Consider the following 25,710-nt stretch of genomic DNA (forward strand, 5'->3'; position numbering starts at 1 on the left):
AAACTAAATAAAATGGCAAAAGATATAAAATTTGATATTGAAGCACGCGACGGTTTAAAACGTGGCGTTGATGCATTGGCAAATGCAGTTAAAGTTACTTTAGGCCCAAAGGGACGCAACGTGATAATCAGTAAAAGTTTTGGTGCACCACAAGTAACCAAAGATGGTGTAACCGTTGCAAAAGAAATTGAATTAGCAGATGCTCATGAAAATATGGGTGCACAAATGGTAAAGGAAGTTGCTTCTAAAACCAACGATTTAGCAGGTGACGGAACTACTACTGCTACCGTTTTAGCACAAGCCATCGTAAAAGAAGGTTTAAAAAACGTAGCTTCTGGTGCAAACCCAATGGATTTAAAACGTGGAATCGACAAAGCCGTTGAAGCCATCACCAAAGACCTTGAAAAACAAGCCAAACAAGTTGGTAATTCCTCTGAAAAAATAAAACAAGTCGCTGCAATCTCTGCCAATAATGACGATACTATTGGCGAATTAATAGCTACCGCTTTTAGTAAAGTTGGTAAAGAAGGGGTTATTACTGTTGAAGAGGCCAAAGGTATGGATACCTACGTTGATGTTGTTGAAGGAATGCAATTCGACAGAGGGTATTTATCACCTTATTTCGTTACAGACGCCGATAAAATGATTGCTGATTTAGAAAATCCATACATTTTACTATTTGATAAAAAGATATCCAACTTACAGGAAATTCTTCCAATTTTAGAACCCGTAGCTCAATCTGGCCGTCCACTATTAATCATCGCAGAAGATGTAGACGGACAAGCTTTGGCTACTTTAGTGGTTAACAAACTGAGAGGTGGTCTTAAAATTGCTGCTGTAAAAGCACCTGGTTTTGGAGACAGACGTAAAGCTATGTTAGAGGATATAGCTATTTTAACTGGTGGTACCGTAATTTCTGAAGAAAGAGGGTTTACTTTGGAGAATGCCGATTTAAGTATGTTAGGAACAGCTGAAACTGTTACAGTTGACAAAGACAATACCACCATTGTAAACGGTTCAGGAGATGCTAAAGATATCAAAGCTCGTGTAAACCAAATAAAAGCTCAAATTGAAACCACAACAAGTGATTACGATAAGGAAAAACTACAAGAACGTTTAGCTAAATTGGCTGGCGGTGTTGCAGTTCTTTACGTGGGCGCTGCAAGTGAAGTGGAAATGAAAGAGAAAAAAGACCGAGTTGATGATGCTTTACATGCTACTCGTGCAGCTGTTGAAGAAGGTATTGTTGCTGGTGGTGGGGTTGCTTTGGTAAGAGCTAAAGCTGTTTTAGAAAAATTAACCACTGAAAACTTAGACGAAACCACTGGTGTTCAAATTGTGAACAAAGCTATAGAAGCACCATTACGTACCATTGTTGAAAACGCAGGTGGTGAAGGTAGTGTGGTAATTAATAAAGTATTGGAAGGTAAAAAAGACTTTGGTTACGATGCTAAATCTGAACAATATGTAGATATGCTGAAAGCAGGAATCATAGACCCGAAAAAAGTTACACGTATTGCTTTAGAAAATGCAGCTTCCGTAGCAGGCATGATTTTAACAACCGAATGTGCCTTAATTGATATTAAAGAAGAGGCTCCTGCGATGCCAGGTGGCATGGGTGGGGGTATGCCAGGAATGATGTAAGTCGAAAATCGCGTTACGCAATTTATATAAAAAAAGCCCTGAGTTTTACTCAGGGTTTTTGTATTAATTTTGATGGTCTTTCACAACTTGCTCATCTCTGTATTTACAACAGGCATTTACTTTATTGTAAGCTTCTTCAGTAGCTTTAATAGCTTTGGTATCATGACCTGCTGATGCAATGTTCGCTTGAATGGTTTTTAAATTGGTTTTATTTTCATCAAAAAACAGTTTTAATTCATGCGTTTTAACATCCCAGTTAGCACTTTTTACCCCTTTAGTGCTTAAACATACTTTTTCAATTCTTGCTTTACACATCATACAAACCCCATCCACTTCAATGGAGGCTTTGGCATTTTTATTTTGCGCAAAGGTTGTTGTTGCTAATAATAGCATCGTTAAAATCATTAATTTTTTCATATTTATTGTTTTTAATTTAATTTAAATCTAAGCCCAGCATAATACATGCTTCCAAAAATAGGACCATATACAAAATTAGTATCAAAATTCAAACCAAATGGATCATTTGCAGCTAAAATAGGATTTGGCTGCCTTACATTGGTTATGTTTTCACCTCCTAAATATACTTCAAATGTATTTGAAAACACTTTAGTAACCTGAGCGTTTAAAGTGCCCACAGTAGGTGTCCGCTGAGGTAATTGATATGGTATTGGATTGGATGTTGTTGATGAAAATCGCTGGGTACCCAACCAATTATATGTAGCATCAAACTTCCATTGAGCATCACGGTCATTTTTATTGGTTTCATAGGAAGCATTCGCAAATAAACGGTGTTTAGGGGTTAATGGTTTTTCCAATCTTCCCGAATTATAATCTGTTTGTACATCATAGTACTTATAAGCTGTTCGCAAATCAAAATTTTCAAAAGCATTATAATTAAACTCTATTTGAAAACTTTTAGCAAAACTTTTTCCATCCAAATTATAAAAATTCACCTCCAATGGGTTTTCATAATCGATAACGATTTGATTTTGAAAATCCGTTTTATAAAAATCTAAAGTCACATCGGCTTTTTTTCCAAATAGATTAAAACCCTGTAAAAACGACACGCCATAGTTCCAAGCAATTTCGGGATTAAGCCCATAAATATTTCCGGTTGTATTTAAAATATTTATCTCTCGCGATGAAGCAAACATGTTTTGATTTTCAGCAAAAATATTGGCACTGCGTATACCTCTACCGAATGAGGCTCTTAAAGCTGATTTCGCCCAAGGCGTATAACGTGCATGTAATCGGGGAGTTATAAAAGTTCCCAATAAATTATGATTGTCTATTCGAACTCCAGCGGTTAAATTCAATTTATCAAGATTATCATAATTATATTCAAAAAAAGCACCAACAGAGCGTTCAATTCTTTCATAATTTGAATCTAAATTTCGTACCGCTAATATTTCATCATATTGATCATACGTATAGCTTACTCCTGTTTTAATCTTATGACGAGAATCGCTAATAATGGAATTATAAATAGCATTGGTGTAAAGACTATTGTGAGTAATATCATATCGATTAAACCCAAAATAAGACTCTTGTTTATGGCTACTAAACGCCGTTTGTACCCCTAAACTTTGCCAAGGAACATCTGGATTCACATAACCAAATTTTGCCGAAACTTCGTAACGTTTGGTATCAATTTCACTACCCCAAGCGTTTGTTGTGAATTTGTCGGTTTCTGGATTAAAACTAATTTGTCCCATTTGCTTTTCATCATTTAAAAATTTAAAATTAATAAAGCTTACAAATCCATTTTTGGTGTCTGTATATTGCCAACGGTTCATGATGTTAATTTGTTTTTGTAATGGCATATCCAAAAAGGAGTCTCCATTTCTATCAAACTTCTCCTCTCTTAAATTACCGTGCAAATACAACCCTGTGCTCCACCTATCTGACAATATAGTGTTGAGATGTGTATTTAATTCAAAACGACCATTTACAGAGCCGTAGGCATTTACAAACAATTTATCGTCAGTAGAAGGTTTTACTAATTCCGCATTAATTTGTCCTGCAATACTTTCAAAACCATTAACCACACTTCCAGCGCCTTTAGTAATTTGGATGCTTTCTACCCAAGTTCCAGGAATAAAGCTCAGTCCAAAGGCTTGTGAAGCGCCACGAACTGTTGGAATATTTTCTGTAGCAATTAATATATAAGGACTGGTAAGACCCAACATTTTTATTTGTCGCGCTCCGGTTACGGCATCGGCAAAATTAACGTCGATTGATGGATTGGTTTCAAAACTTTCCGAAAGGTTACAACAAGCAGCCTTCAACAACTCGTCACTGCTTACATTGGTAACATTTAAAGAACTTAAATAGGACTTGGTTGTAGCCTGCTTTCTTGAGGTTAGTGTAATGGCATCCAAGTTATCAGTTGGTTGCAACCAGTGATGTACCATTTTTGGTTCTTTAATAGTTAAGGTATCGGTTTTAAAACCAACATAACTTATGACTAATTTTGAATACTCTTTTTTGTACTCGAGAGTAAACTTACCATCTAAATCGGTAACCGTGCCAACTTCCGTGTTTAGCCAATATACATTGGCACCTGGTAAACCGATATGCTCATTTCTGTCGTTGGCCTCCATGATCATTCCTGTAATCTTTTCTTGTGAAAAGAAAACCGCAGGAAGTATTAATAATATATATAATAGATTTTTCATTTGTTAATCAATAATTATGTTTTTTAAACGTAAAGCATTGGTGATTACAGAAACCGAGCTAAAACTCATAGCTGCTGCAGCTATCATAGGTGATAATAAAATTCCGAAAAATGGAAACAATATACCAGCCGCAATAGGCACTCCAATACTGTTGTAAAAAAGCGCAAAGAATAAATTTTGCTTGATATTCTTCATTACTTTTTCACTTAAATTGTGCGCTTTTACAATTCCATGTAAATCTCCTTTTACAAGGGTAATTTGGGCGCTTTCTATAGCAACATCGGTTCCCGTTCCCATGGCAATACCAATATCACTTTTTGCCAAAGCAGGCGCATCGTTAATGCCATCGCCAGCCATAGCTACAAGCTTTCCTGCCTTTTGAAGTTTCTCAACTTCGTGTAGTTTACCTTCGGGAAGTATTTCAGATTTAAAATGGCTCAATCCCATTTCGATTGCAACTGCTTTTGCTGTATCGTTATTATCCCCAGTAAGCATAATCACTTCAATACCTTTTTCTTGTAATTTTGAAATGGCTTTTTTACTGCTTTCTTTGATTTTATCAGCTATAACAACGTAACCTACAATAGTATCATCTACGGCAAGCATAGGAACTGTTTTACCTAATTTTTGCTGTTTTGAAATAGCCTTTTTTACATCTTCAGAAATTGAAATCTTGGAATCTTCAATGAGTTTCTCATTACCAAGGATAACCTTTTTTCCTTCAATAATGCCGCTAACTCCTTTTCCAGTAATGGAATTGAAATTTTTGACTTCAAGAGTTTTAATACCCTTTTCCTTTCCATATTTTACTGTGGCCTCTGCAATGGGGTGCTCACTTAATTTATTCAAGGAAACGATGTATTGAATCACCTTTAACTCATCAAAATCTTTGTTGACACTTTTCAACATTTCCACGGAAGGTTTTCCCTCAGTAATGGTTCCTGTTTTATCAATGATTAGAACATCTATTTTATTTAGGTTTTCAATAGCCTCGGCATTTTTAATCAGTACGCCAGATTTTGCGCCCTTACCAACACCAACCATAACAGATATTGGAGTTGCCAAACCCAATGCACATGGGCACGCAATGATTAATACCGCAATGGCATTTACCAAAGCATAAACATTGGAAGGTTCTGGTCCAAGAAATTTCCAAATTATAAAAGTGATGATGGAGATTGCCACCACAATGGGAACAAAATACCCCGATATTTTATCGGCCAATTTTTGAATGGGTGCTTTACTTTTACTGGCATTATTTACCATTTTTACAATTTGAGAAAGCAACGTGTCTTCTCCAACATTTTCTGCTTCCATTAAAAAGGATTGTTTCCCATTTATAGTTCCAGCATGAACTTTGTCATCTATACGCTTTGAGACTGGAACAGGTTCTCCTGTAATCATGGATTCATCTACAGAACTCTCACCTTCTGTAATAATACCATCAACTGGAATTTTATCTCCTGGTTTTACGCGCAACAAATCACCTTTCTTTATATCATTAATTGAAATTTCCCTCTCTTCCCCATCAACAACTCTTATGGCTTTATTAGGTGCTAATTTGAGTAATTCCTTAACTGCAGAATTGGTTTTACTATGGGCTTTAGCTTCTAACAATTGCCCCAACAAAACGAGCGTTAAAATGACGGTAGCGGCTTCAAAATAAACATGAACCGTTCCTGATTCGGTTTTAAATTGATTAGGTAATATCTCAGGAAAAAGCAACCCAAAAACACTAAATAACCAAGCAACACCCGCGCCCATTCCTATGAGGGTGAACATGTTTAAATTCCAAGTTTTTATGGATTTATAGGCGCGCTCGAAAAACATCCAAGTGGTGTAAAACACCACTGGAAGCGACAATACAAATTGTATCCAATTCCAATATTTTAAATCTAAAATGTTGTACAACGGATTGTTTGGAATCATTTCAGACATGGCTATTAAAAAAATAGGTAGTGTAAAAGCTACCGAAATCCAGAACTTTTTGAGCAATTTCTTGTAAGGTTTCGAATAGGCAGAATCATCATTATCTGAAGAATTCACTTCTTCAACTAAGTCCATACCACAAACAGGACAATCACCGGGTTTATCGTAAGTTTTATCTCCCTCGCAACGCATGGGACAATAAAAAACACCAGTGCCCTCTCCTTGTTTTTCCTTTTTGTGAAGTGAATGCTTCTTTTTTTCTTCCCCAGGCAAATGAATACCATAATGGTTTCCCAAAGCTTTTTGAAATCTTTCAATGGTAATATGCTTTTCCATTTCTATGAAAGCTTCAGCTTTTTCTAAATCGACTTGTGCATTTACAACACCTTCGATTTTATTGAGAGCATTCTCAACGTGGGCCCGACAACCATTACAGGTCATTCCTGTAATTTTATATGTATGTTTCATGATATAATAATTTGAAAAGTTAAGACAGTAAAATTCCTGTTATCACAGAAATAGAAGTCTAATTATCAAATTATAAAAACTTGGTCGAGAACCTGTATATCGGCGACCAAATTGGGAGGAGAGTAATCTTTATGAGGAATAACTTGCTGTGGTAATCCTTCAAATAGGTTTATGTAAGTAAAAATAAATGTTGTTAAAAATTGTTGTTGCTGAAATTGTATGTCTTCAAAAGTGTTTACTTTTAAATCGTCTTGTCCCTTAACAACTTTAACCTCATCCTTACAACAATTCATTTTTTTCATCTTAGTTGCTTCTGATTTAGACATCGCCATACCACATTTTTCAGCACTTGAAAAAACAGCGGTATCAACTAAAATACTTCCGCAATAGTGCTTTTGAATGGTAAAAGACATCGTAGACATTAACACGGTAAGTGCCAAAGCCACAGAAAAACTTTTATGTAATATTTTTTTTATCACGTTGCAAAGTTACAAAAAATGTATATTACAACATGGGGTTTTACCATTAGATTAACATTTTACTGCTTTAACCTGTAATAGTAAAAAGCTGGTAATAAGAGAATTAAAATGATAGGTTGAATTAAAAACCGACGAATATTAAAAAACAAATAATAATCTTCTTGCCTTGGGTTAATAACAAAATACAAATAAATGAGCATCAGGATAACAAACGCTATGGTATATAGTATAGCCGAAAATTTCACGATGCTTTTATCTTTAAAAAACACGAACAATACGCCCAACGAAATAATCGTATTTAATAGATAACGCAAGGTTGTAAAAGCTACTAATTTGGCAACTTCGCGTCGTGGACTATCAATATACAAATAGTCGTTTTGGAAGAATGTTAAATAAGGATCGTAAAATAAATCATCTTCTAAAAACCGAATTAAAATCAGCAATCCAAATAACAACGCAAGCCATATGTATTTAGTTACTTTATGCATGCTTTTGTTTTAATTTAGAGAATCGGTTCACCCAAAAAATCCACAATAAAAAAACCATCCCATAAATGATAGCCGGAAAAACCACACTGTGTAAAAAATCAGCATATTCGGGACAGTGGTACACACCCAAACTCAATAAAACAATGCGCAATAAATTCACTATATATATTAAAACACTTCCAGAGAGCACGTAAAAAAATGTTGTTTTTAGCTTACCAGAAAAGGCAATAATGAAAGAGACAAACAAAATAATTACACTTATGGAATTACAACCCTCAATAATTCTGGCTAAATAATTTCCATTAATCAATAATTTCATCGAGGGTTCATTAGGATGAGGCGTTATTTGAGCATCGTAACCAAATCCATTCAAAAGCACTTTGGTTTGCTTTGCAACTAAATGGGTCATATAATCTGGGTAAAATTTGGAGCCATCAGAAAATTGCAAATAAAATTTATAACCCCACGACAAGACACCATATACCAACAAAAATGTAAGTATGAATTTAATAACGGACTTGTATTTTATAAAAAGTGCCTTCAAAAAAATATAAAAACAGAATATCGAATTTACACCTTTTTAAATACTTTTACCAAAAATTTTTGATAACATGACTTTTGAATCGCTAAAACCTCAAATAGAAACCATTGTAAATAACTCGAAAGCAACAGTTGACGAACGTTTACGAAACATTTGCCAACTACTTGAAAAACACATTGACTATTACAATTGGGTGGGTTTTTATTTCAGGAATGGCGATAAAGAGGAACTAAAACTGGGTCCTTATGTTGGTGCACCTACCGATCATACCATCATTCCGTTCGGAAAAGGTATTTGTGGACAAGTGGCGGTTAGCAACCAAAATTTTGTGGTGCCAGATGTATCGGCCCAAGACAACTACATTGCTTGCAGTATTACTGTGAAGGCTGAAATTGTAGTACCCATTTTTGTAAATGGTGAAAATATTGGTCAAATTGATATAGACTCCAACACACCAGACCCATTCACTGAAGCCGATGAACGCTTTTTGGAGTTTGTTTGTGCTAAAGTTGCTGAAATTTTATAGTTGTTAACAACTTGCTTTTTTAGTTGAAAAAAGAACACGTTTTTCAATAATACTTCACTCATTTTTTTAAAGTAAATAAGTACTTTTGCAATGCTTAATAATTTTAACTAAAGCACACTATTTTAAAAATAACACACCACCAATGAGCAACGAAAAAACCATTAAATCGGCTTTAATTTCAGTATTTAGTAAAGACGGATTAGACCCTATCGTAAAAGAATTAAATAAACAAGGCGTTACCATATACTCTACTGGTGGTACAGAAAAATTTATAAAAGATTTAGGTATTGACGTGGTTCCTGTTGAAGATGTGACGTCTTACCCTTCTATTCTTGGTGGTCGCGTTAAAACCTTGCATCCAAAAGTATTTGGAGGTATTCTTAACCGTCAAAACCATGAGGGCGATGTAGCCGAATTGGCTGAATATAACATTCCTCAAATTGATGTGGTGATAGTCGATTTATATCCTTTCGAAAAAACCGTAGCGTCAGGAGCCAGTAACCAAGATATCATTGAAAAAATTGATATTGGTGGTATTTCTTTAATTCGTGCGGCGGCAAAGAATTATGCCGATGTCATTTGTGTGTCTTCCGTAAACGATTATGCTGAGTTTTTAGAGTTGATTTCTACTAATAACGGAGCCATTTCAGAAGAGGATCGAAAACGTTTTGCGGCAAAAGCATTTAATGTGTCTTCTCATTACGATACTGCTATTTTCAATTACTTCAACAAAAATCAGGAAGAAACCGCTTTAAAAATAAGTGAAACTAACGGAAAGGTATTGCGTTATGGCGAAAATCCACATCAACGAGGGTTTTTCTTCGGAAACTTTGATGAATTATTTACCCAATTACACGGTAAAGAATTAAGCTATAACAATTTATTGGATGTAGATGCAGCCGTAAATTTAATGCTAGAGTTTAAAAATGATGCCCCTACATTCGCCATTCTAAAACACAACAACGCATGCGGCTTAGCTCAACGTAAAACACTTCATCAAGCTTATATTGATGCTCTGGCTGGTGATCCAGTTTCCGCTTTTGGTGGTGTTTTAATTAGCAATAAAGAAATTGATTTGGCAACAGCTGAAGAAATACACAATTTGTTTTGCGAGGTAGTTATTGCTCCTTCGTATGCGAAAGATGCTTTGGAAATCCTTAAAGGCAAAAAGAATAGAATTTTATTGAAAATCCATGATGCTGACATGCCACAAATGAACGTGAGAAGTTGTTTAAATGGCATTTTACTTCAAGATAGAAATAGCATAACAGATAAAGCTGAGGATTTAAAAACCGTTACTAATTTGAAGCCAAACGAAAATCAAATCGAAGATTTACTGTTTGCTTCAAAAATATGTAAACACACCAAATCCAACACCATTGTTTTGGCAAAAAACAAACAATTATTGGCAAGTGGAACTGGGCAAACGAGTCGTGTAGATGCTTTGGAACAAGCTATTCATAAAGCACAAACCTTCAATTTTGATTTACTAGATGCCGCCATGGCAAGTGATGCATTTTTTCCGTTTCCAGACTGTGTTGAAATTGCAAAAAATGCAGGTATTAGCTCTGTTATTCAACCCGGTGGGTCTATAAAAGACCAACTTAGCATTGACTATTGTAATGAGAATGATATGGCTATGGTAATGACTGGTACACGTCATTTCAAGCATTAAAATAGTATTTATTAATCTAAAACCCGATTAAAAGCGTATAAGATTAAAATACTATTGTTTGTTACAATTTTGAATACACAATAACCCTATATATTTAGCAACTTTTATTACATTTACGTCATTCGTTTTTCAAACCATTTAAAATTATTAATAGCACATGGGATTTTTTGACTTCCTAACCGAAGAAATAGCCATTGATTTAGGTACAGCAAATACACTTATTATTCACAACGATAAAGTTGTTGTTGATGCCCCTTCGATAGTAGCCAGGGATAGAATTTCTGGAAAAATAATAGCTGTTGGCCAAGAGGCTAGTTTAATGCAAGGTAAAACCCATGAAAACATTAAAACCATTCGCCCCTTAAAAGATGGTGTAATTGCTGATTTTGATGCTTCTGAGCAAATGATAAGTATGTTTATTAAAAATATACCAGCATTAAAAAAGAAATTCTTCACCCCAGCACTTCGCATGGTCATTTGTATTCCTTCAGGAATTACCGAAGTAGAAATGCGTGCAGTTAAAGAAAGTGCTGAAAGAGTAAATGGCAAAGAAGTATATTTAATTCACGAACCCATGGCAGCAGCTATAGGTATAGGCGTAGATATTATGCAACCTAAAGGCAATATGGTGGTTGATATTGGGGGTGGTACTACAGAAATTGCCGTAATTGCTTTAGGTGGGATTGTTTGTGATAAATCGGTTAAAATTGCAGGTGATGTATTTACCAATGATATTGTTTATTACATGCGCACCCAACATAATTTATATGTAGGCGAGCGTACTGCCGAAAAAATAAAAATTCAAATTGGTGCCGCTACTGAAGATTTAGAATTACCACCTGATGACATGAGTGTTCAAGGTCGCGATTTACTTACTGGTAAACCAAAACAAGTTTCAATATCTCACCGTGAAATAGCCAAAGCTTTGGATAAATCTATCTTACGAATTGAAGATGCCGTAATGGAAACTTTGGGTCAAACTCCACCTGAACTTGCTGCCGATATCTATAACACTGGAATATATTTAGCTGGGGGTGGATCGATGCTTCGAGGATTGGATAAGCGTTTGTCACAAAAAACTGACTTACCAGTTTACATCGCTGAAGATCCTTTAAGAGCTGTTGTAAGAGGTACCGGAATCACACTTAAAAATTTATCTAAATACAAAAGTGTATTGATAAAATAGGGATCTAAAACATGCAACAGATTATTAATTTTATAATAAGAAACAAAAACTTTTTGTTGTTCTTGTTGCTGTTTTGTATATCTATTTTGTTTACAGTTCAATCTCATTCTTACCATAAAAGTAAATTTATAAATTCTGCTAATTTTTTAACCGGTGGGGTATACAATTCCATAAACAACATCAGCAGTTATTTCAATTTAAAATCCCAGAATCAAATACTCGTTGAAGAAAATAAAAGATTACGATGGATTATCCGGAATTCTGGAATTAAATCAGACTCCATTTTTATTGATAGCTTGTCTTTTGGCAAATCTTACAGATTTTACAGTGCCAATGTTATAAAAAACAGTTATTCGTTAACCGACAATTATTTAACCATAAACAAAGGCAAAAAAAATAGTATTAAACAAGATTTTGGTGTCATCTCATCAAAGGGAATTATTGGCATTATAGATAAAACAAGCACTAACTATGCCACGGTATTGTCCATTTTAAATACTTCAAGTAGAATAAGTGCCCAATTAAAAAATACCAATCATTTTGGCACCTTAAAATGGGACGGTAAATCCCCAGAGTTTTCACAGCTCATTGATATTGCCAAAATAGCTCCTGTTAAAGTTGGTGATACCATTGTTACTTCGGGTAGGTCGTCAATATTCCCTAAAGGTATTCCGGTTGGCATTGTTGAAAATTTTCAATTAGATGACGCTGAAAATTATTATAAATTAAACGTGAAACTGCTGAACGACATGACAAATTTAGAACACGTTTATATAATCGAAAATATTGATGCTACAGAAATAAATAAGTTAACAAACGGCATTAATGAATAATATTTTCTCTATACATACAGCCCGTTTTTTTTTATTAATATTAGCACAGGTTATTCTATTTAATAACATTAATTTTTTGGGATATACAAACCCGTTTCCTTACATATTATTTATTGCCCTATTTCCCGTAAAAAACAATCGTATTATTTTAATTTTATTGAGTTTTTTAATAGGATTACTCATTGATATATTTCTAGATACTGGGGGCATTCACGCAGCATCATGCGTTTTTATAGCTTACATTAGACCTCTTGTTTTAAAATTTTCTTTTGGCACTATTTACGAACACCAAACTGTAAAATTTAACACCGTAGATTTTGGTTCAAAACTTATTTACTTCTCTTTATTAACTGTTTTGCATCATATTATTTTATTTTCTTTAGAAATTTTTAGTCTTTCAAAAATAATTTTAGTCCTTCAAAAAACGTTATTCTCAAGTATATTTACTATTTTATTAAGTATATCTATTACTATAATTTTTAGTAGGAAAACAAAATGAGACAATTATTACTTTTCATATCTGTAATTAGTGTTGGAATACTATTTATTTCAAGGCTTTTCTATTTACAGGTAGTTAAAGAAAATAACAATAATTTATATGACGATAATGCCATTAGAAAAGTTTACGATTACCCAAAACGTGGTTTTGTTTACGATAGAAATGGAGAACTTTTAGTGGCCAATCAACCATCCTACGATGTAATGGTCATTCCTCGTGAAGTTGAACCATTAGATACTTTGGAGTTTTGCTCTTTATTAAAAATTGATAAGGAAAGATTTATTGATACCTATAACAAAGCATACCGCTATTCACCCAGGTTGCCTTCGGTTTTTGTCTCCCATTTATCAAAAGAAGATTATGCTGTTTTACAGGAGAAAATGCGAAAATTCAGAGGGTTTTACATTCAAAAACGTTCCTTGAGGCACTACCAAACTACCATTGGCGCCAATGTTTTAGGGGATATTGGTGAAGTTAATAATGCTATTATCAACAGCGATCCCTACTATAAAATGGGAGATTTAATTGGCAAACAAGGCGTCGAGGCTTCTTATGAAGAAATTCTACGTGGCGTCAAGGGTATTAAGTTCATACAAAAAGATCGATTTAACCGAAATATTGGTCCATACAAGGAGGGTAAATTTGATACCCTACCAAAACAGGGAAAAGATATTACCATTACCATTGATGCCCAATTGCAAGCCTATGGCGAATTGCTCATGAAAAACAAGCGAGGTGGCGTTATAGCTATCGAGCCTTCATCAGGTGAAATATTGGCCATGGTTGCTGCCCCAACATACGATCCCAATATTTTGGTAGGTAGGGAACGCTCTAGTAATTTTAATATGCTACTCAGGGATTCCATTGCTAAACCATTGTTTAACAGAAGTTTACAAGGTGTTTATGAACCAGGATCACCATTTAAATTAATGAATGCCCTTATAGCCCTTCAAGAAGGAGTTATGACACCAGATGACGCAGTAACTTGCTATAAAGGTTATAGGTATGGTGGCAGGTTTATGAAGTGCCACTGTAATTATGGCACCAGAAATAACATGATTACAGGCATCCAAAGGTCATGCAATGCCTATTTTGCTACAACATACAGAAAAATTTTGGATAAAAACGGAAATGCTTCCGATGGTATAGATACATGGAGTGCACATGCTCAAAGTTTTGGTTTGGGCAATTTTTTGAATAACGATTTGTTCGTTGGCCAGAAAGGAAGAATTCCAGACAGAGATTATTACAAACGCATTTATCCAGAAACCTTCTATTCAACCTACACCATATCAAATGCTATTGGGCAAGGGGAAGTAGCAACAACGCCTATACAATTAGCGAATATGTTAGCTGCAATAGCCAACAGAGGCTACTATTACACGCCCCATATCATAAAAAAAATTGAAGGTGAAACACTTCCAGAGCAATTTACCAAGCCAAAATACACCACCATAGATAGACAACATTTTGAACCTGTCATAGAAGGTATGCTGCAGGTTTACAGGCAAGGTACTGCATCCTCATTACAAGTTAAGGATATTGACATTTGCGGTAAAACAGGAACCGTTGAAAACTTTGCTATTGTTGATAGTTTAAAAACACAACTTACAGACCACTCCATATTTGTGGCCTTTGCACCTAAGAACGACCCTAAAATTGCCATAGCGGTTTTTGTTGAAAATGGTTATTGGGGAAGTCGTTTTGCAGGTAAAGTAGCCAGTTTAATGATTGAGAAACATATTAAAGGCAATATTACAAGAACCGATTTAGAAGATTGGCTTTTATGGCATAGTCTTGAAAACGAATATGCAAAACCTTATTCAGGTAAACCTTTTGGTATTAATGGATATACTACTTTACAAGTCATAGAAGAAAAGGAATATTTAGATTTAAAAAAACAACTCGACAAGATTAATAAAGTTGAAAATTAAATGATAAGAGAAACTAACAGACATTTTAGATTTGATTGGATTACTATTTTTCTTTTTTTTCTTTTAGTTGGTTTTGGTTGGTTAAATATCGTATCAGCGTCACATACGGGTGAAACCATAAATTATTTTGACTTCTCACAACCCTTTGGTAAACAACTTATTTTTATATTTTTAACCTTTATCTTGATCATTCTCATTTTGGCTATTGATGCCAAATTCTATGAACGTTTTTCCAGCATCATTTATATAATTTCAATGCTATCTTTGGTTGGACTATTCATATTTGGTAAAAATGTAAATGGAGCTACCTCTTGGTATGGCATAGGAAGTTTTACCATTCAACCAAGCGAATTTGCCAAAACAGCTACGGCCCTTGCAGTCGCAAAATACATAAGTGATTTAAACACTAATATAAAATTATTCAAAGATCAAATTCAAACATTTGTTATAATTATAATTCCTGCTGTTCTAGTATTGTTACAAAATGATACGGGCAGCACCATAGTTTATGGTGCTTTCTTTTTTGTATTGTACCGAGAGGGTTTGCCTAAATATTATTTGACGATTGCTATATCAGTTATTTTATTATCCATATTATCCCTAAAATTTGGATATGTAATAACCTCAATCATAGCGGGTGTTATTATTTTTAGTTATCACTATTTGAATAAAAAAATATTGAGGATCTATCAATCATTATTTTTATTAATACTAGCTATTGGTATTTCTTTTGGGGTTAAATTTTTTTATCAAAGTATCTTAAAACCCCATCAACAAGAACGAATTAGTCTTTGGCTTCGACTGGAAAAAGACCCAGAAAAGCTGGAAAAAATGAAACAGACTTTCGCCTACAATTTAAACGAATCTGAAAAAGCTATTAGCTCAGGAGGAATAACTGGAAAAGGTTTTATGGAAGGCACGAGAACCACTGGGAAATTTGTTCCAGAACAGCATACCGACTATATTTTTAGCACCGTAGGTGAAGAATGGGGGTTTTTGGGAAGTTCTTTTGTAGTCATTGTTTTCGTCTTGCTCCTGTTGCGCATTTTACATTTAGCAGAATTGCAAAAATCACAATTCAGTAGAGTGTATGGCTACGGGGTTGCGTCTATTATTTTTGTGCATTTTTTAGTCAATATTGGCATGGTAATGGGCCTCATCCCCACCATTGGCATACCATTACCTTTATTTAGTTATGGTGGTTCTGGACTTTGGGCATTTACAATTTTAATATTTATTTTTATAAAATTAGATTCTAACAGAATTAACGAATGGTAAACCTACCATAATTATATATTTACTCAATCAATCCTATGAAAAACAATCTACTTTTAATTTTCACTGTCCTTTCTATAATAGGATGTTCCAGTTATAAAAATGCCACAAAAAATGTGTTTTCTACAGATGAAATAAAAATGATAATGAACGCTGATAGCTTAAAACCTATGAGAGTTTATAAAATAACAAATTATGAAGATTCTCTTCTGCTTAGAAAGAAAAGCGCTTACATCAAACCAAATCCAAACGACCCTGTTTTGCATAACTTTGTGAAACGACTTTATGCAACCGTAACCGATAGTGCTTCTTTGGGAGCGGGCATCGCTGCACCCCAAGTTGGTGTTTTAAAAAATATTATTTGGGTACAGCGTTTTGATAAGGAAAACTTCCCATTTGAGCTGTATCTAAACCCCGTTATTATTAAGTATTCAGATGAAAAGCAAACCCGAAGAGAAGGATGTTTATCAATTCCCAACCGTCGCGATACTTTAAGCAGCAGAGCCTTTTCCGTTTCTGTCGAATACGATACTATGAATGGTGAACATAAAACAGAAACTATTGAAGATTTTACATCTGTTATTTTTCAGCATGAAGTAGACCATTTGAATGGTATTTTATATTTGGATCACTTACAGAAAGAAGTTATAGATGCCAAAAACTAAATAAAAAAGCAGAATATTTTTATTCTGCTTTTTTATTTAGTTTTTGTAAAGTTACTAATCCATATCAAATCGAACTCCTATGGAAATATTATTTTGTTTGATAGGTTGGTCTTTAAATATAGGTGACAAATCATATTTCACGTAAAGCGCCACCTCATCAATAGCTAAATAGCCACTTAACCCGTAAACTAGATTGGTAGTGTTAAATCCTCGTTTTTGTTTATCTTTAATACGCTCACCATCCAACTCATACTTAAGTTTTTGTCGCGTACCAATATTAAAACCGGCATATCCACCTAATCCAATTTTGAATTGCTTATTGGTTGAATATCTATAATAAGTGTCTTTATCTATTCGTTTTGATGGACCAAACTCAAAATGTACTGGAAACACCAAATTTGTTATAGATAGCTTTGATTTTTTGAGATTTTCAGGGAATTCTTCTAAAATCGTTTGATTGCCTTGTTGCACAAAATATTGGTTATCATCTGGTTTCAAACCGTTTATTTGAAAAGAATATCCGTATTTAAGTCTCATAAAATTTGAGTTTTTAAATACCCGGGTTTTCCACGCCCAACCTATTTCAAAAAAACGAGAACCTCCCAACTTGTATGGTGAATCGTCTAATTTCTCTCCTTCAATAATGGCATTGTTTAAACCAAATGCCAAAACAAAATCACTAGAAGTACGCAAATCATATTTTCTAGGTTTATTTTTATTCTTTATTCGTATGCCTGCAAAACCATCTTCCTCATCCCCTAAAGAAATCCCAATTTTAGAAATTTCATCATCGGCACTAGTATCATAGCCATCATCATTTCTCTCTAAAAGTGCTATTTTATTGTTGATAATAGCCAATCTATTTTCAATATTTAAAGCACGCTTTTTTGCTACTTCTTTTTTAAGTTTTTCTGCTTCATCAGTATTAATTTCACCATTTTCCAATCGTTTACTAATGGCTTCTACTTCCAGTTTTAAAAACTCGCGTTCTTGATTTTCAATATCTGCTTTTATGGATTTTAATTCAACTATTTTATCCTTGTTATTCACATTTTGAATGGTGTCTTGCGCTTGTATAAATTTTGCATTTAAGCATAAAACGAGTAGTAATAATAATTTAGTAATAGTTTTCATAATTGTTCGTTTTTTGACCTTTTAAGGTTATTGATTTATTTGATTGAATTTAATTATTTCGTTGGGCAACTGCAGTTTTTACTGAACTGTAGCTTGATTTGATAGCTTCAAAAACCTTGCTTCTAAAAGACTGGTCTAATTCTGCTTCAACGTCTTGTAGCAATCTATTAGCATCAACCATTCCAGTAGTTTCATTGGCTAATCTATTTAATTTAATTTCTTTTTGGGCTTGTTCTAAAAGAGCATCAATATTAGTTTTTGTTAATTTTCTATCCTCATTCTCTAAGGCCTGTACTTGTGCGACAGCATCTTGTATTTTTTGTTCTTCAAAGGTTAATTTTGGGTTGGGAAACTCTGCTTTTTCATTGACTAAAATAGCCTCTTCTACATTTCTAGCATCCTCAGAAACAGCCACTTTGGTTTCACTTGAAGTATTAATTTTTAATGGGCTTTTTATTTCAGAATATTGAATTGTTTCCTCTTTATTTAGCACTTCAACATCTTCAACTGGTTTAATAGTTTCTCTTTCAGAGGCCATTACATTGGTTTCTTGTTGCTCAATAATTTCAACTTCCGGTGTTGTCACTACTTCGGTTTCAGTTTTATTTCTGACATTAAGATTTAAAAATTGAGATACTATAAATACTATTCCAACTAAACTCGCTGCTAAACCCAACCACCAGTATGATTTATTTGTGTTCTTTTTCTGTTCGTTATCTAAACGATCCGAAAGTTTTTCCCAAGCATTTTCCATTGGCTGCATTCTGCGTTTCTCGAGCTTTTCCTTTAACTGTTCTTCGTATTTAAGTGGTGCCATAGCTTGTTGATTTATCTATTTTCTCTAATTTATCTTGAAGCATTTTTCGTGCTTTATATAATTGCGATTTTGAGGTGCCTTCAGTAATATTTAGCATTTTAGCTATTTCATGATGTTTATAGCCCTCAATCGCATACATATTGAATACTATTTTATAACCCTCTGGAAGCTCATCTATAATTTCTTGTATTTGTGAAACTTCAATATTGGTAATCATATTATTAGCATGTTGGTCATGAACCAGAATATCTTCTACCGAAAACTCTACATTTTTTTGCTTCCTTAGAAAGGATATGGATTCTCTAACCATAATACGCCTCATCCAACCTTCAAAACTGCCCTCATTTTTAAAACTATTTAAATTTGTAAAGACCTTAAAAAAGCCGTTCAGCATAACTTCTTCGGCATGATGGATATCTTTTATGTAATATCTGCAAACACTTAACATTTTTGGAGCATGCATCTCAAATAAAACATGTTGCGCTTCACGATTTTGGTTGACCGCCTTTTTTATAAGCACAGATTCGTTTTTATGAAGTTGTATTACTTTCAACAATAATGTCATTTTGCTTTCTATTATTAAAGACGCAATTAATATGCAAATGGTTGCCTGAGAGTTGTTAAATTTTTAAATTTACCTATTGTTTTATTTTTGATTGATTATTGTTACCTTATAAGGTAAGATTACCAAATACCCATTTTTAGATTATTTAAATATCAAAAAAATATAATCTTAATCAAAAAATCACAAATTTTTTATAATTGTTGAATTTTATTCTGTTAAAACAATAATTCATTGAATATCTTCTAATAATTAATTATATTTGGAATATACCTTTAGTTTATGAGTGAAAACAACCTTTTTTCGTCGTATGATTTGCTTCCCAAAACTTGGGATGAAATGTACAACAACAATACAGAGTTTAGAAATCAGTATAAAGGCTTTATCAAGTATCTAGAAAATACATCTCCAGAGAAACTTTCAAAAAAGGAAGATCTATCCAAACAATTATTTATGAGCCAAGGAGTTACTTTCACGGTTTATAATGACAATGAAGGGATTGAGAAAATATTTCCTTTTGATATTGTACCAAGAATTATAACCGCTACAGAATGGGATAAAATAGAAAGAGGAATCAAACAACGACTTAAAGCTTTGAATCTCTTTATAAAAGATATTTACAATGAGCAATTTATAATTAAAGATGGCATTATGCCTGCCGAGTTAATTTACTCTTGCCCTAATTTCTTGCGAGAAATGAAAGGCATAAAGGTGCCTCATGATGTTTATGTACATATCTCTGGAGTAGATTTAATCAGGAATAATGATGGTGAATTTTATGTGCTTGAAGATAATTTAAGAACCCCTTCTGGCGTTAGCTACATGTTGGAAAATAGAGAAATTTCCAAACGATTATTCCCAGGCATTTTACCAAAAAGCAAAGTGCGTTCCGTTTCTAATTATCCGAATATGCTTTACGAAAAACTTAAAGGTCTTTCAGATAAGGCTAACCCAAACATAGTTCTGTTAACACCTGGAATTTACAATTCGGCCTATTATGAACATACTACTTTAGCCAGATTGATGGGAATTGAACTGGTTGAAGGTAGCGACTTGGTTGTTAAAAACCACTTTGTGTACATGAAGACAACCAATGGCTTAAAACAGGTAGATGTTATTTACAGACGTGTTGATGATGACTTTTTAGACCCTCTTGAATTTAATGCGAAAAGTGTTTTAGGTGTAGCAGGAATAATGGCAGCTTACAGAAAAGGGCATGTTAACATTGTAAATGCTCCTGGTACAGGGATAGCTGATGATAAAGCCATCTATATCTATGTGCCCGATATGATAAAATATTATCTTGAGGAAGAACCCATTTTAAAGAATATTGAAACGTACCAATTAGGAAAACCAGATGAATTGGAATATGTTACTAAAAACATCAAAGACATGGTTATTAAGAAAACTGATGGAAGTGGAGGTTACGGCATGTTAATGGGGCATGAAGCCTCAGATGCTGAAATAAAGGATTATTTAAATAACGTTAAGAAAAAACCTGAAAACTTTATAGCCCAACCTATATTAAGACTTTCAACTGCACCTTGTTATATAGACGGCCAACTGTCGCCTCGATGCATCGATTTAAGACCATTTGCACTTTCGGGGAGAGATGGAATAGACATATGCCCAGGAGGACTCACTAGAGTAGCTCTAAAAAAAGGGTCTTTAGTTGTAAACAGTTCGCAAGGTGGCGGTAGCAAAGATACATGGGTATTAGAATAAATCTCAAAAAAGTTAAGTATGTTAAGTAGAGTAGCAAATAATCTTATTTGGTTAGATAGGTATATGGAGCGTGGAAATGGTATTTTAAGCTTACTAAAAGTAAATTTTTATGCCAATCAAGATTCCCCAGAACTTTTTTCATGGACACCAATCATTAAAAATTTTACAACTTACGACAATGAATTTTACACTGAAGACCCAATTGAGTGCATCGATTTTATGGTATTCAATTTAGATAATTCTAACTCTATTTTAAATATTGTAACCAAGGCAAGAGAAAATGCTCGAAGTGTTCAAGAACATATATCAAGGGAACTATGGTTGTGCATTAACAATTATTATCTATACCTTACAAGTAAAGATTTACCAAAAAAACTTGAAGAGGATCCTGTTCAGTTTTTAGAGGATTTGAGAAAGCATCATTTAATATATAATGGCACAGGAGACATTACCCAAGAACGAGGTCCTTCCTATTATTTTATGAATGTTGGTAAATTTTTGGAGCGTGTTGTTCTTATATCAGATTTTACAGCACTTAAATTAGTTGATATTGGCAACACATCCGACACTTTAGAAAAAAGCTTTTATTGGAAAAATTTATTATTATCAATAGGTGGATATCAATTATATTTAAAGAAACATAAATCTACCTTCAACGAAAATCATATTATAAGTATGGTGTTTCAGGATAAATTATTTCCTCGATCTGTGTATTACTGCATAAATAAACTCAACCGACATATAGAGCGGCTTATTGAAAGCAACGAGCTTGAAAAAAACAACCTTGAATTTTTACTAGGAAAGCTCGAAAGCACTATAAAATATACGACTATTGAAAATATTAACCAACAGGGATTAGATAATTTCATTAGAGACATTAAGGAAGATATCCGAAATATTTCACTAAATATAAATGCGGTATATTTTTCCCAAAATAATTGATAAATAAAACCAATGGCTACTTTTTTTATTAAACATGTTACAAAATACAGCTACAGCAGCACTGTTATTGATGGCGCGACACTCACCAGATTACACCCCATAAATGATGCTTACCAAAAAGTACTTTCGCATACTTTATCAATTACCAATAACCCTTTTGTAGAAACATTCTATGATTTTTACAATAATCGTGTTGGTACTTTTATGATAACCGAACCCCATACTGAACTCAATATTGTTTCAGAAATTGAGGTGATTACCCAAAATAGACTATTTCCTGATGATAGTGTTAGTGTGGCAGACCAATGGTCGAATTTAAAAACAATGCAAAACCAAGTTGATTTTATTGACTTCTTAAAACATAAACCTTTTGCCGGTAGCGATGATGTTTCAAATTATATTGCTTCAAAAAATTTAACTTCAAAATCACCATTTAAGGCCATATTGGAACTTTGTGAGTATGTGTATTCAAACTTCAAATATATAAAGGACATAACCGATGTTAATACTTCTTTAGATAGTATTTGGGAACTAAAAGCTGGTGTCTGTCAAGATTTTACCAATATTTTGTTGCAAATGGTAAGAATGTTAGGAATTCCTGCTCGTTATGTAAGTGGTTATATTTGCCCCAGTGACGATATGACCCGAGGTGAAGGTGCTACCCATGCTTGGGTTGAAGCTTATATTCCATTTTACGGTTGGTTAGGTATAGACCCAACCAATAATTCCATAGCAAACGAAAATCACGTACGCTTAGCTGTTGGTAGAAATTACAATGATTGTTCCCCAATTAAAGGTGTTTTTAAGGGAAAAGTTGAGGCTGAAATGAAGGTTAAAGTAGAAGTTAAAACTAATAAAGATATATCAACCGAAACCAATATAGATAATACCATCTCAAATACTGAAACCAATAGTTATCAAAGAAATTTAGAAATCATGCAACAACATCAGCAGCAACAATAGTTTTTGATAAAAAATTCAGGCCAAAACTTACTCTAAATCTTGATGCTTAGAGTAGTTTCGCCACTTTTCAATACATTGTTGCATATCTTCAGGAATTGGTGTTTCAAAGCGCATAAACTCACCCGTTTTAGGATGTAAAAAACCAAGTGTTTTCGCATGTAAAGCTTGCCTTGGCAAAACTTTAAAACAATTATCCACAAATTGTTTGTATTTAGTAAATGTAGTGCCCTTTAAAATTTTTTCACCACCGTAACGCTCATCATTAAAAAGTGTATGTCCAATGTGTTTCATGTGTACACGTATTTGATGGGTGCGACCAGTTTCTAATTTACAAGACACTAGAGTAACATACCCCAAACGTTCCAAAACTTTATAATGTGTTACTGCCGGTTTACCCTTTTCGGCTTCATCATCTAAAAATACAGTGTTTTGTAATCGGTTTTTAGGATGACGACCAATATTGCCTTCAACAGTACCTTCATCTAATTCAACATTTCCCCAAACCAAAGCCACATATTCGCGTTCGCTCGTTTTTTCAGCAAATTGAAGTGATAAATGATTCATAGCTTGTTCGGTTTTGGCAACTACCAATAATCCACTAGTATCCTTATCAATTCTGTGAACCAAACCAGGACGCTCACTAGAGTTATTTGGTAAATTATCAAAACGATAAATTAAAGCATTAATTAAAGTTCCCGAGTAATTACCATGTCCAGGATGTACCACCATACCGGCAGGTTTATTAACCACTAACAAGGTGTCATCTTCATAAACTACATCTAAATCAATAGCTTCTCCTACTAAGAGGTTTTCGTGAGGTGGATGGGTGAACAATACACGAATGGAATCAAAGGGTTTTACTTTATAATTTGATTTTACAGCTAAACCATTTACAAAAATACTTCCGTTTTTGGCAGCTGCCTGAATTTTGTTTCGCGTAGCATTTTCAACAAAATTCATTAAATATTTATCAATTCGTAGCGGATTTTGGCCTTTTTCTACAGTAAAAGCATAATGCTCATAAAGGTCATTATCTTCTTCTTCAGGTAATTCTGGAGAGTTATTTTCCATGTTTAAGGTCTGTTGCCATTCCCTAACACCAAGTCTATTTCTGATGTTTTTGGCAGTTTATCACCAGAATTTATGGTGGTTCCTTTGTGCGATAATTTTAAAACCATGTCTTTGCCTATGTTATCAACATAGCTTATGGTACCTACCTTAAAACCTAAAGCTTCAAGAGTTGGTTTTACTTGTCTAAAAGTCTTATCAATCAATCCATCTGGAATTCTAATTTTTCTATACCCTGAAGGATTTAAAGTAATATAAATTTTTCTATCCTCTTTAACTTTAGCACCAGCAGGTGGATCTTGCTCAATTACCGAAAATTTTGGATAGTCAGGATTATAATTAGCAGAATCTTGAATTTGCATTACCAAATTATTATCTTCCAATTCCACTTTGGCTACATTAATGGATTTTCCTTTTAAGTCCGGAACAGTTTCAAAATCACCGTGATTGGTAGTCATTTTAAGCCATTGTAATACTATAAAACATAGCAGAACTAATGCTACTATTGCCAATAAAATTTGTTTAAAAAAAATCTTACTGGTTAGGAATTTAATGATGCTCATTTGTAGAATTTTCAATTAGGCAAATATATAAAAACAGAACTGTTTTTTCTTTTGCAATTTATATGATATTTTAGCTTAACTAATATTAGATATGATTTATTGTTGGTTTTAGATGGATACTAATTTATTTTTGAATAGATGAAAAAAAATATTGCCATTATAATGGGCGGATATTCGAGTGAATATCTAATTTCCATAAAAAGTGGAAATGTAGTTTACGAAACGCTTAACAAATCAAAATACAACGCGTATCGAATTCAAATTTTCAAAGATAAATGGGTTTACGTTGATATAAATGACACCGAATTCCCCATAGATAAAAATGATTTCTCGGTTAACATCAATAATGAAAAAATCACATTTGATTGTGTTTTTAATGCCATTCATGGCTCACCCGGAGAAGATGGTTTTATGCAAGGCTATTTCAAGTTACTCAATATTCCACAAACCAGCTGCGGTATGTACCAAGCAAGTTTAACATTTAACAAACGGGATTGTTTAAGTGTTCTAAAGCCTTACGGAATAAAAACAGCAGAATCTTATTATTTAAACCTAGGAGACGTTGTTAATGAAAGTGACATTATAAAAAAAGTTGGCTTGCCTTGTTTCGTAAAAGCCAATAAAGCAGGTAGTAGTTTTGGAGTTACCAAAGTGCATAAAAAAGAAGATTTACAAAATGCTATTGATGTGGCATTTAAAGAAGATGATGAGATTATCATTGAATCCTTTTTAGATGGCACTGAGGTTTCTGTCGGTGTTATCACCTACCAAGGCGAGACAAAAGTATTACCCATAACGGAAATTGTTAGTGAAAACGATTTTTTCGATTACGAAGCTAAATATTTAGGGAAATCCCAAGAAATAACTCCTGCTAGATTAACCAAAGAACAAGAGGACAAAGTAAAAACGGCAGCTAAAAAAGTATACGAGGTTTTAAAAATGACAGGTTTTAGCAGAAGTGAATATATTTTTAAAAATGGTGAACCTCATTTATTAGAGGTAAATACGGTACCTGGGTTAACTAGAGAAAGCATCTTACCGCAACAAGCTTCAGCCGCAGGAATAAGCCTAAGCGATTTATTTGATAATGCTATTGAAGAAGCTTTAAAATAAAAA

General features: G+C 33.7%; 23 protein-coding genes. 12 read left to right on the plus strand and 11 right to left on the minus strand.

What is annotated here, in order from left to right; translation table 11 throughout:
* Nucleotides 1–12: 12 nt before the first annotated feature.
* Nucleotides 13–1,644 (plus strand): chaperonin GroEL, encoded by a 1,632-nt coding sequence (gene groL, locus ABD963_RS11305; RefSeq protein ID WP_345277076.1) that lies wholly within the window; start codon nt 13–15, stop codon nt 1,642–1,644.
* 63 nt (nt 1,645–1,707) lie between these two features.
* On the opposite strand, the gene ABD963_RS11310 is transcribed toward groL, so the two are convergent.
* The 6 genes from ABD963_RS11310 to xrtF all read right to left on the minus strand — a co-directional run bounded on the left by ABD963_RS11310 (nt 1,708) and on the right by xrtF (nt 8,230).
* Complete coding sequence (locus ABD963_RS11310; protein WP_345277077.1) at nt 1,708–2,061, minus strand: heavy-metal-associated domain-containing protein; 354 nt, start codon at nt 2,059–2,061, stop codon at nt 1,708–1,710.
* Between the two features lie 11 nt (nt 2,062–2,072).
* The gene (locus ABD963_RS11315) at nt 2,073–4,322 is read right to left on the minus strand and encodes a TonB-dependent receptor (protein WP_345277078.1); all 2,250 of its coding nucleotides are present in this window, start codon (nt 4,320–4,322) and stop codon (nt 2,073–2,075) included.
* A 3-nt stretch (nt 4,323–4,325) separates the two neighbouring features.
* Entirely contained in the window at nt 4,326–6,719 is a 2,394-nt protein-coding gene (locus tag ABD963_RS11320; protein ID WP_345277079.1) for a heavy metal translocating P-type ATPase, read from the minus strand.
* Between the two features lie 65 nt (nt 6,720–6,784).
* Entirely contained in the window at nt 6,785–7,198 is a 414-nt protein-coding gene (locus tag ABD963_RS11325; RefSeq protein WP_345277080.1) for an HYC_CC_PP family protein, read from the minus strand.
* Between the two features lie 59 nt (nt 7,199–7,257).
* Complete coding sequence (locus ABD963_RS11330; protein WP_345277081.1) at nt 7,258–7,686, minus strand: exosortase F system-associated membrane protein; 429 nt, start codon at nt 7,684–7,686, stop codon at nt 7,258–7,260.
* Complete coding sequence (xrtF, locus tag ABD963_RS11335) at nt 7,679–8,230, minus strand: exosortase family protein XrtF (protein ID WP_345277082.1); 552 nt, start codon at nt 8,228–8,230, stop codon at nt 7,679–7,681. The genes ABD963_RS11330 and xrtF overlap by 8 nt, the downstream gene beginning before the upstream one ends.
* Before the next feature lie 67 nt (nt 8,231–8,297).
* Here xrtF and ABD963_RS11340 point away from each other — a divergent pair, with 67 nt between their 5' ends.
* The 7 genes from ABD963_RS11340 to def all read left to right on the plus strand — a co-directional run bounded on the left by ABD963_RS11340 (nt 8,298) and on the right by def (nt 16,820).
* Nucleotides 8,298–8,753, plus strand: a complete 456-nt coding sequence (locus ABD963_RS11340; protein WP_345277083.1) for a GAF domain-containing protein — start codon at nt 8,298–8,300, stop codon at nt 8,751–8,753.
* A 142-nt stretch (nt 8,754–8,895) separates the two neighbouring features.
* Entirely contained in the window at nt 8,896–10,428 is a 1,533-nt protein-coding gene (gene purH / locus ABD963_RS11345) for a bifunctional phosphoribosylaminoimidazolecarboxamide formyltransferase/IMP cyclohydrolase (RefSeq protein ID WP_345277084.1), read from the plus strand.
* Nucleotides 10,429–10,585: 157 nt separating this feature from the next.
* Nucleotides 10,586–11,614, plus strand: coding sequence for a rod shape-determining protein (locus ABD963_RS11350; protein WP_345277085.1), 1,029 nt, complete (start codon nt 10,586–10,588; stop codon nt 11,612–11,614).
* An 11-nt stretch (nt 11,615–11,625) separates the two neighbouring features.
* On the plus strand, nt 11,626–12,447 hold the full coding sequence (gene mreC / locus ABD963_RS11355; RefSeq protein WP_345277086.1) for a rod shape-determining protein MreC: 822 nt from the start codon (nt 11,626–11,628) through the stop codon (nt 12,445–12,447).
* A gap of 495 nt (nt 12,448–12,942) precedes the next feature.
* Nucleotides 12,943–14,880, plus strand: coding sequence for a penicillin-binding protein 2 (gene mrdA, locus ABD963_RS11360; protein ID WP_345277087.1), 1,938 nt, complete (start codon nt 12,943–12,945; stop codon nt 14,878–14,880).
* A complete protein-coding gene (gene rodA, locus ABD963_RS11365) occupies nt 14,881–16,158 on the plus strand; it encodes a rod shape-determining protein RodA (RefSeq protein WP_345277088.1) in 1,278 nt (425 codons plus the stop codon).
* A 35-nt stretch (nt 16,159–16,193) separates the two neighbouring features.
* Nucleotides 16,194–16,820, plus strand: a complete 627-nt coding sequence (def, locus tag ABD963_RS11370; protein ID WP_345277089.1) for a peptide deformylase — start codon at nt 16,194–16,196, stop codon at nt 16,818–16,820.
* 54 nt (nt 16,821–16,874) lie between these two features.
* On the opposite strand, the gene ABD963_RS11375 is transcribed toward def, so the two are convergent.
* From ABD963_RS11375 to ABD963_RS11385, 3 genes are read right to left on the minus strand one after another with little or no spacing between them, the layout of a single operon-like run.
* Nucleotides 16,875–17,954, minus strand: a complete 1,080-nt coding sequence (locus tag ABD963_RS11375; protein WP_345277090.1) for a hypothetical protein — start codon at nt 17,952–17,954, stop codon at nt 16,875–16,877.
* Nucleotides 17,955–18,003: 49 nt separating this feature from the next.
* Nucleotides 18,004–18,771 (minus strand): hypothetical protein, encoded by a 768-nt coding sequence (locus ABD963_RS11380; RefSeq protein ID WP_345277091.1) that lies wholly within the window; start codon nt 18,769–18,771, stop codon nt 18,004–18,006.
* A complete protein-coding gene (locus ABD963_RS11385; protein ID WP_345277092.1) occupies nt 18,758–19,324 on the minus strand; it encodes an RNA polymerase sigma factor in 567 nt (188 codons plus the stop codon). The genes ABD963_RS11380 and ABD963_RS11385 overlap by 14 nt, the downstream gene beginning before the upstream one ends.
* 291 nt (nt 19,325–19,615) lie before the next feature.
* Between ABD963_RS11385 and ABD963_RS11390 the strand changes: the two genes are divergently transcribed.
* The 3 genes from ABD963_RS11390 to ABD963_RS11400 are packed head-to-tail and all read left to right on the plus strand — an operon-like array spanning nt 19,616 to nt 22,963.
* Nucleotides 19,616–21,058, plus strand: coding sequence for a circularly permuted type 2 ATP-grasp protein (locus ABD963_RS11390; protein WP_425562804.1), 1,443 nt, complete (start codon nt 19,616–19,618; stop codon nt 21,056–21,058).
* Nucleotides 21,059–21,076: 18 nt separating this feature from the next.
* A complete protein-coding gene (locus ABD963_RS11395; RefSeq protein ID WP_345277093.1) occupies nt 21,077–22,000 on the plus strand; it encodes an alpha-E domain-containing protein in 924 nt (307 codons plus the stop codon).
* 12 nt (nt 22,001–22,012) lie between these two features.
* Nucleotides 22,013–22,963 carry a transglutaminase family protein gene (locus tag ABD963_RS11400; RefSeq protein WP_345277094.1) on the plus strand — a complete coding sequence of 317 codons (951 nt, stop codon included), beginning with the start codon at nt 22,013–22,015 and terminating at the stop codon, nt 22,961–22,963.
* 27 nt (nt 22,964–22,990) lie between these two features.
* Here ABD963_RS11400 and ABD963_RS11405 read toward each other — a convergent pair whose 3' ends face one another.
* The gene (locus ABD963_RS11405; RefSeq protein WP_345277095.1) at nt 22,991–24,034 is read right to left on the minus strand and encodes an RluA family pseudouridine synthase; all 1,044 of its coding nucleotides are present in this window, start codon (nt 24,032–24,034) and stop codon (nt 22,991–22,993) included.
* Between the two features lie 2 nt (nt 24,035–24,036).
* Nucleotides 24,037–24,594, minus strand: coding sequence for a PASTA domain-containing protein (locus tag ABD963_RS11410; protein ID WP_345277096.1), 558 nt, complete (start codon nt 24,592–24,594; stop codon nt 24,037–24,039).
* A 138-nt stretch (nt 24,595–24,732) separates the two neighbouring features.
* On the opposite strand from ABD963_RS11410, the gene ABD963_RS11415 reads away from it, so the two are divergent.
* The gene (locus tag ABD963_RS11415; protein WP_345277097.1) at nt 24,733–25,707 is read left to right on the plus strand and encodes a D-alanine--D-alanine ligase; all 975 of its coding nucleotides are present in this window, start codon (nt 24,733–24,735) and stop codon (nt 25,705–25,707) included.
* Nucleotides 25,708–25,710 lie beyond the last annotated feature (3 nt).

Source organism: Litoribaculum gwangyangense (assembly GCF_039543505.1).
GTDB classification, from domain to species: Bacteria; Bacteroidota; Bacteroidia; order Flavobacteriales; family Flavobacteriaceae; genus Litoribaculum; species Litoribaculum gwangyangense.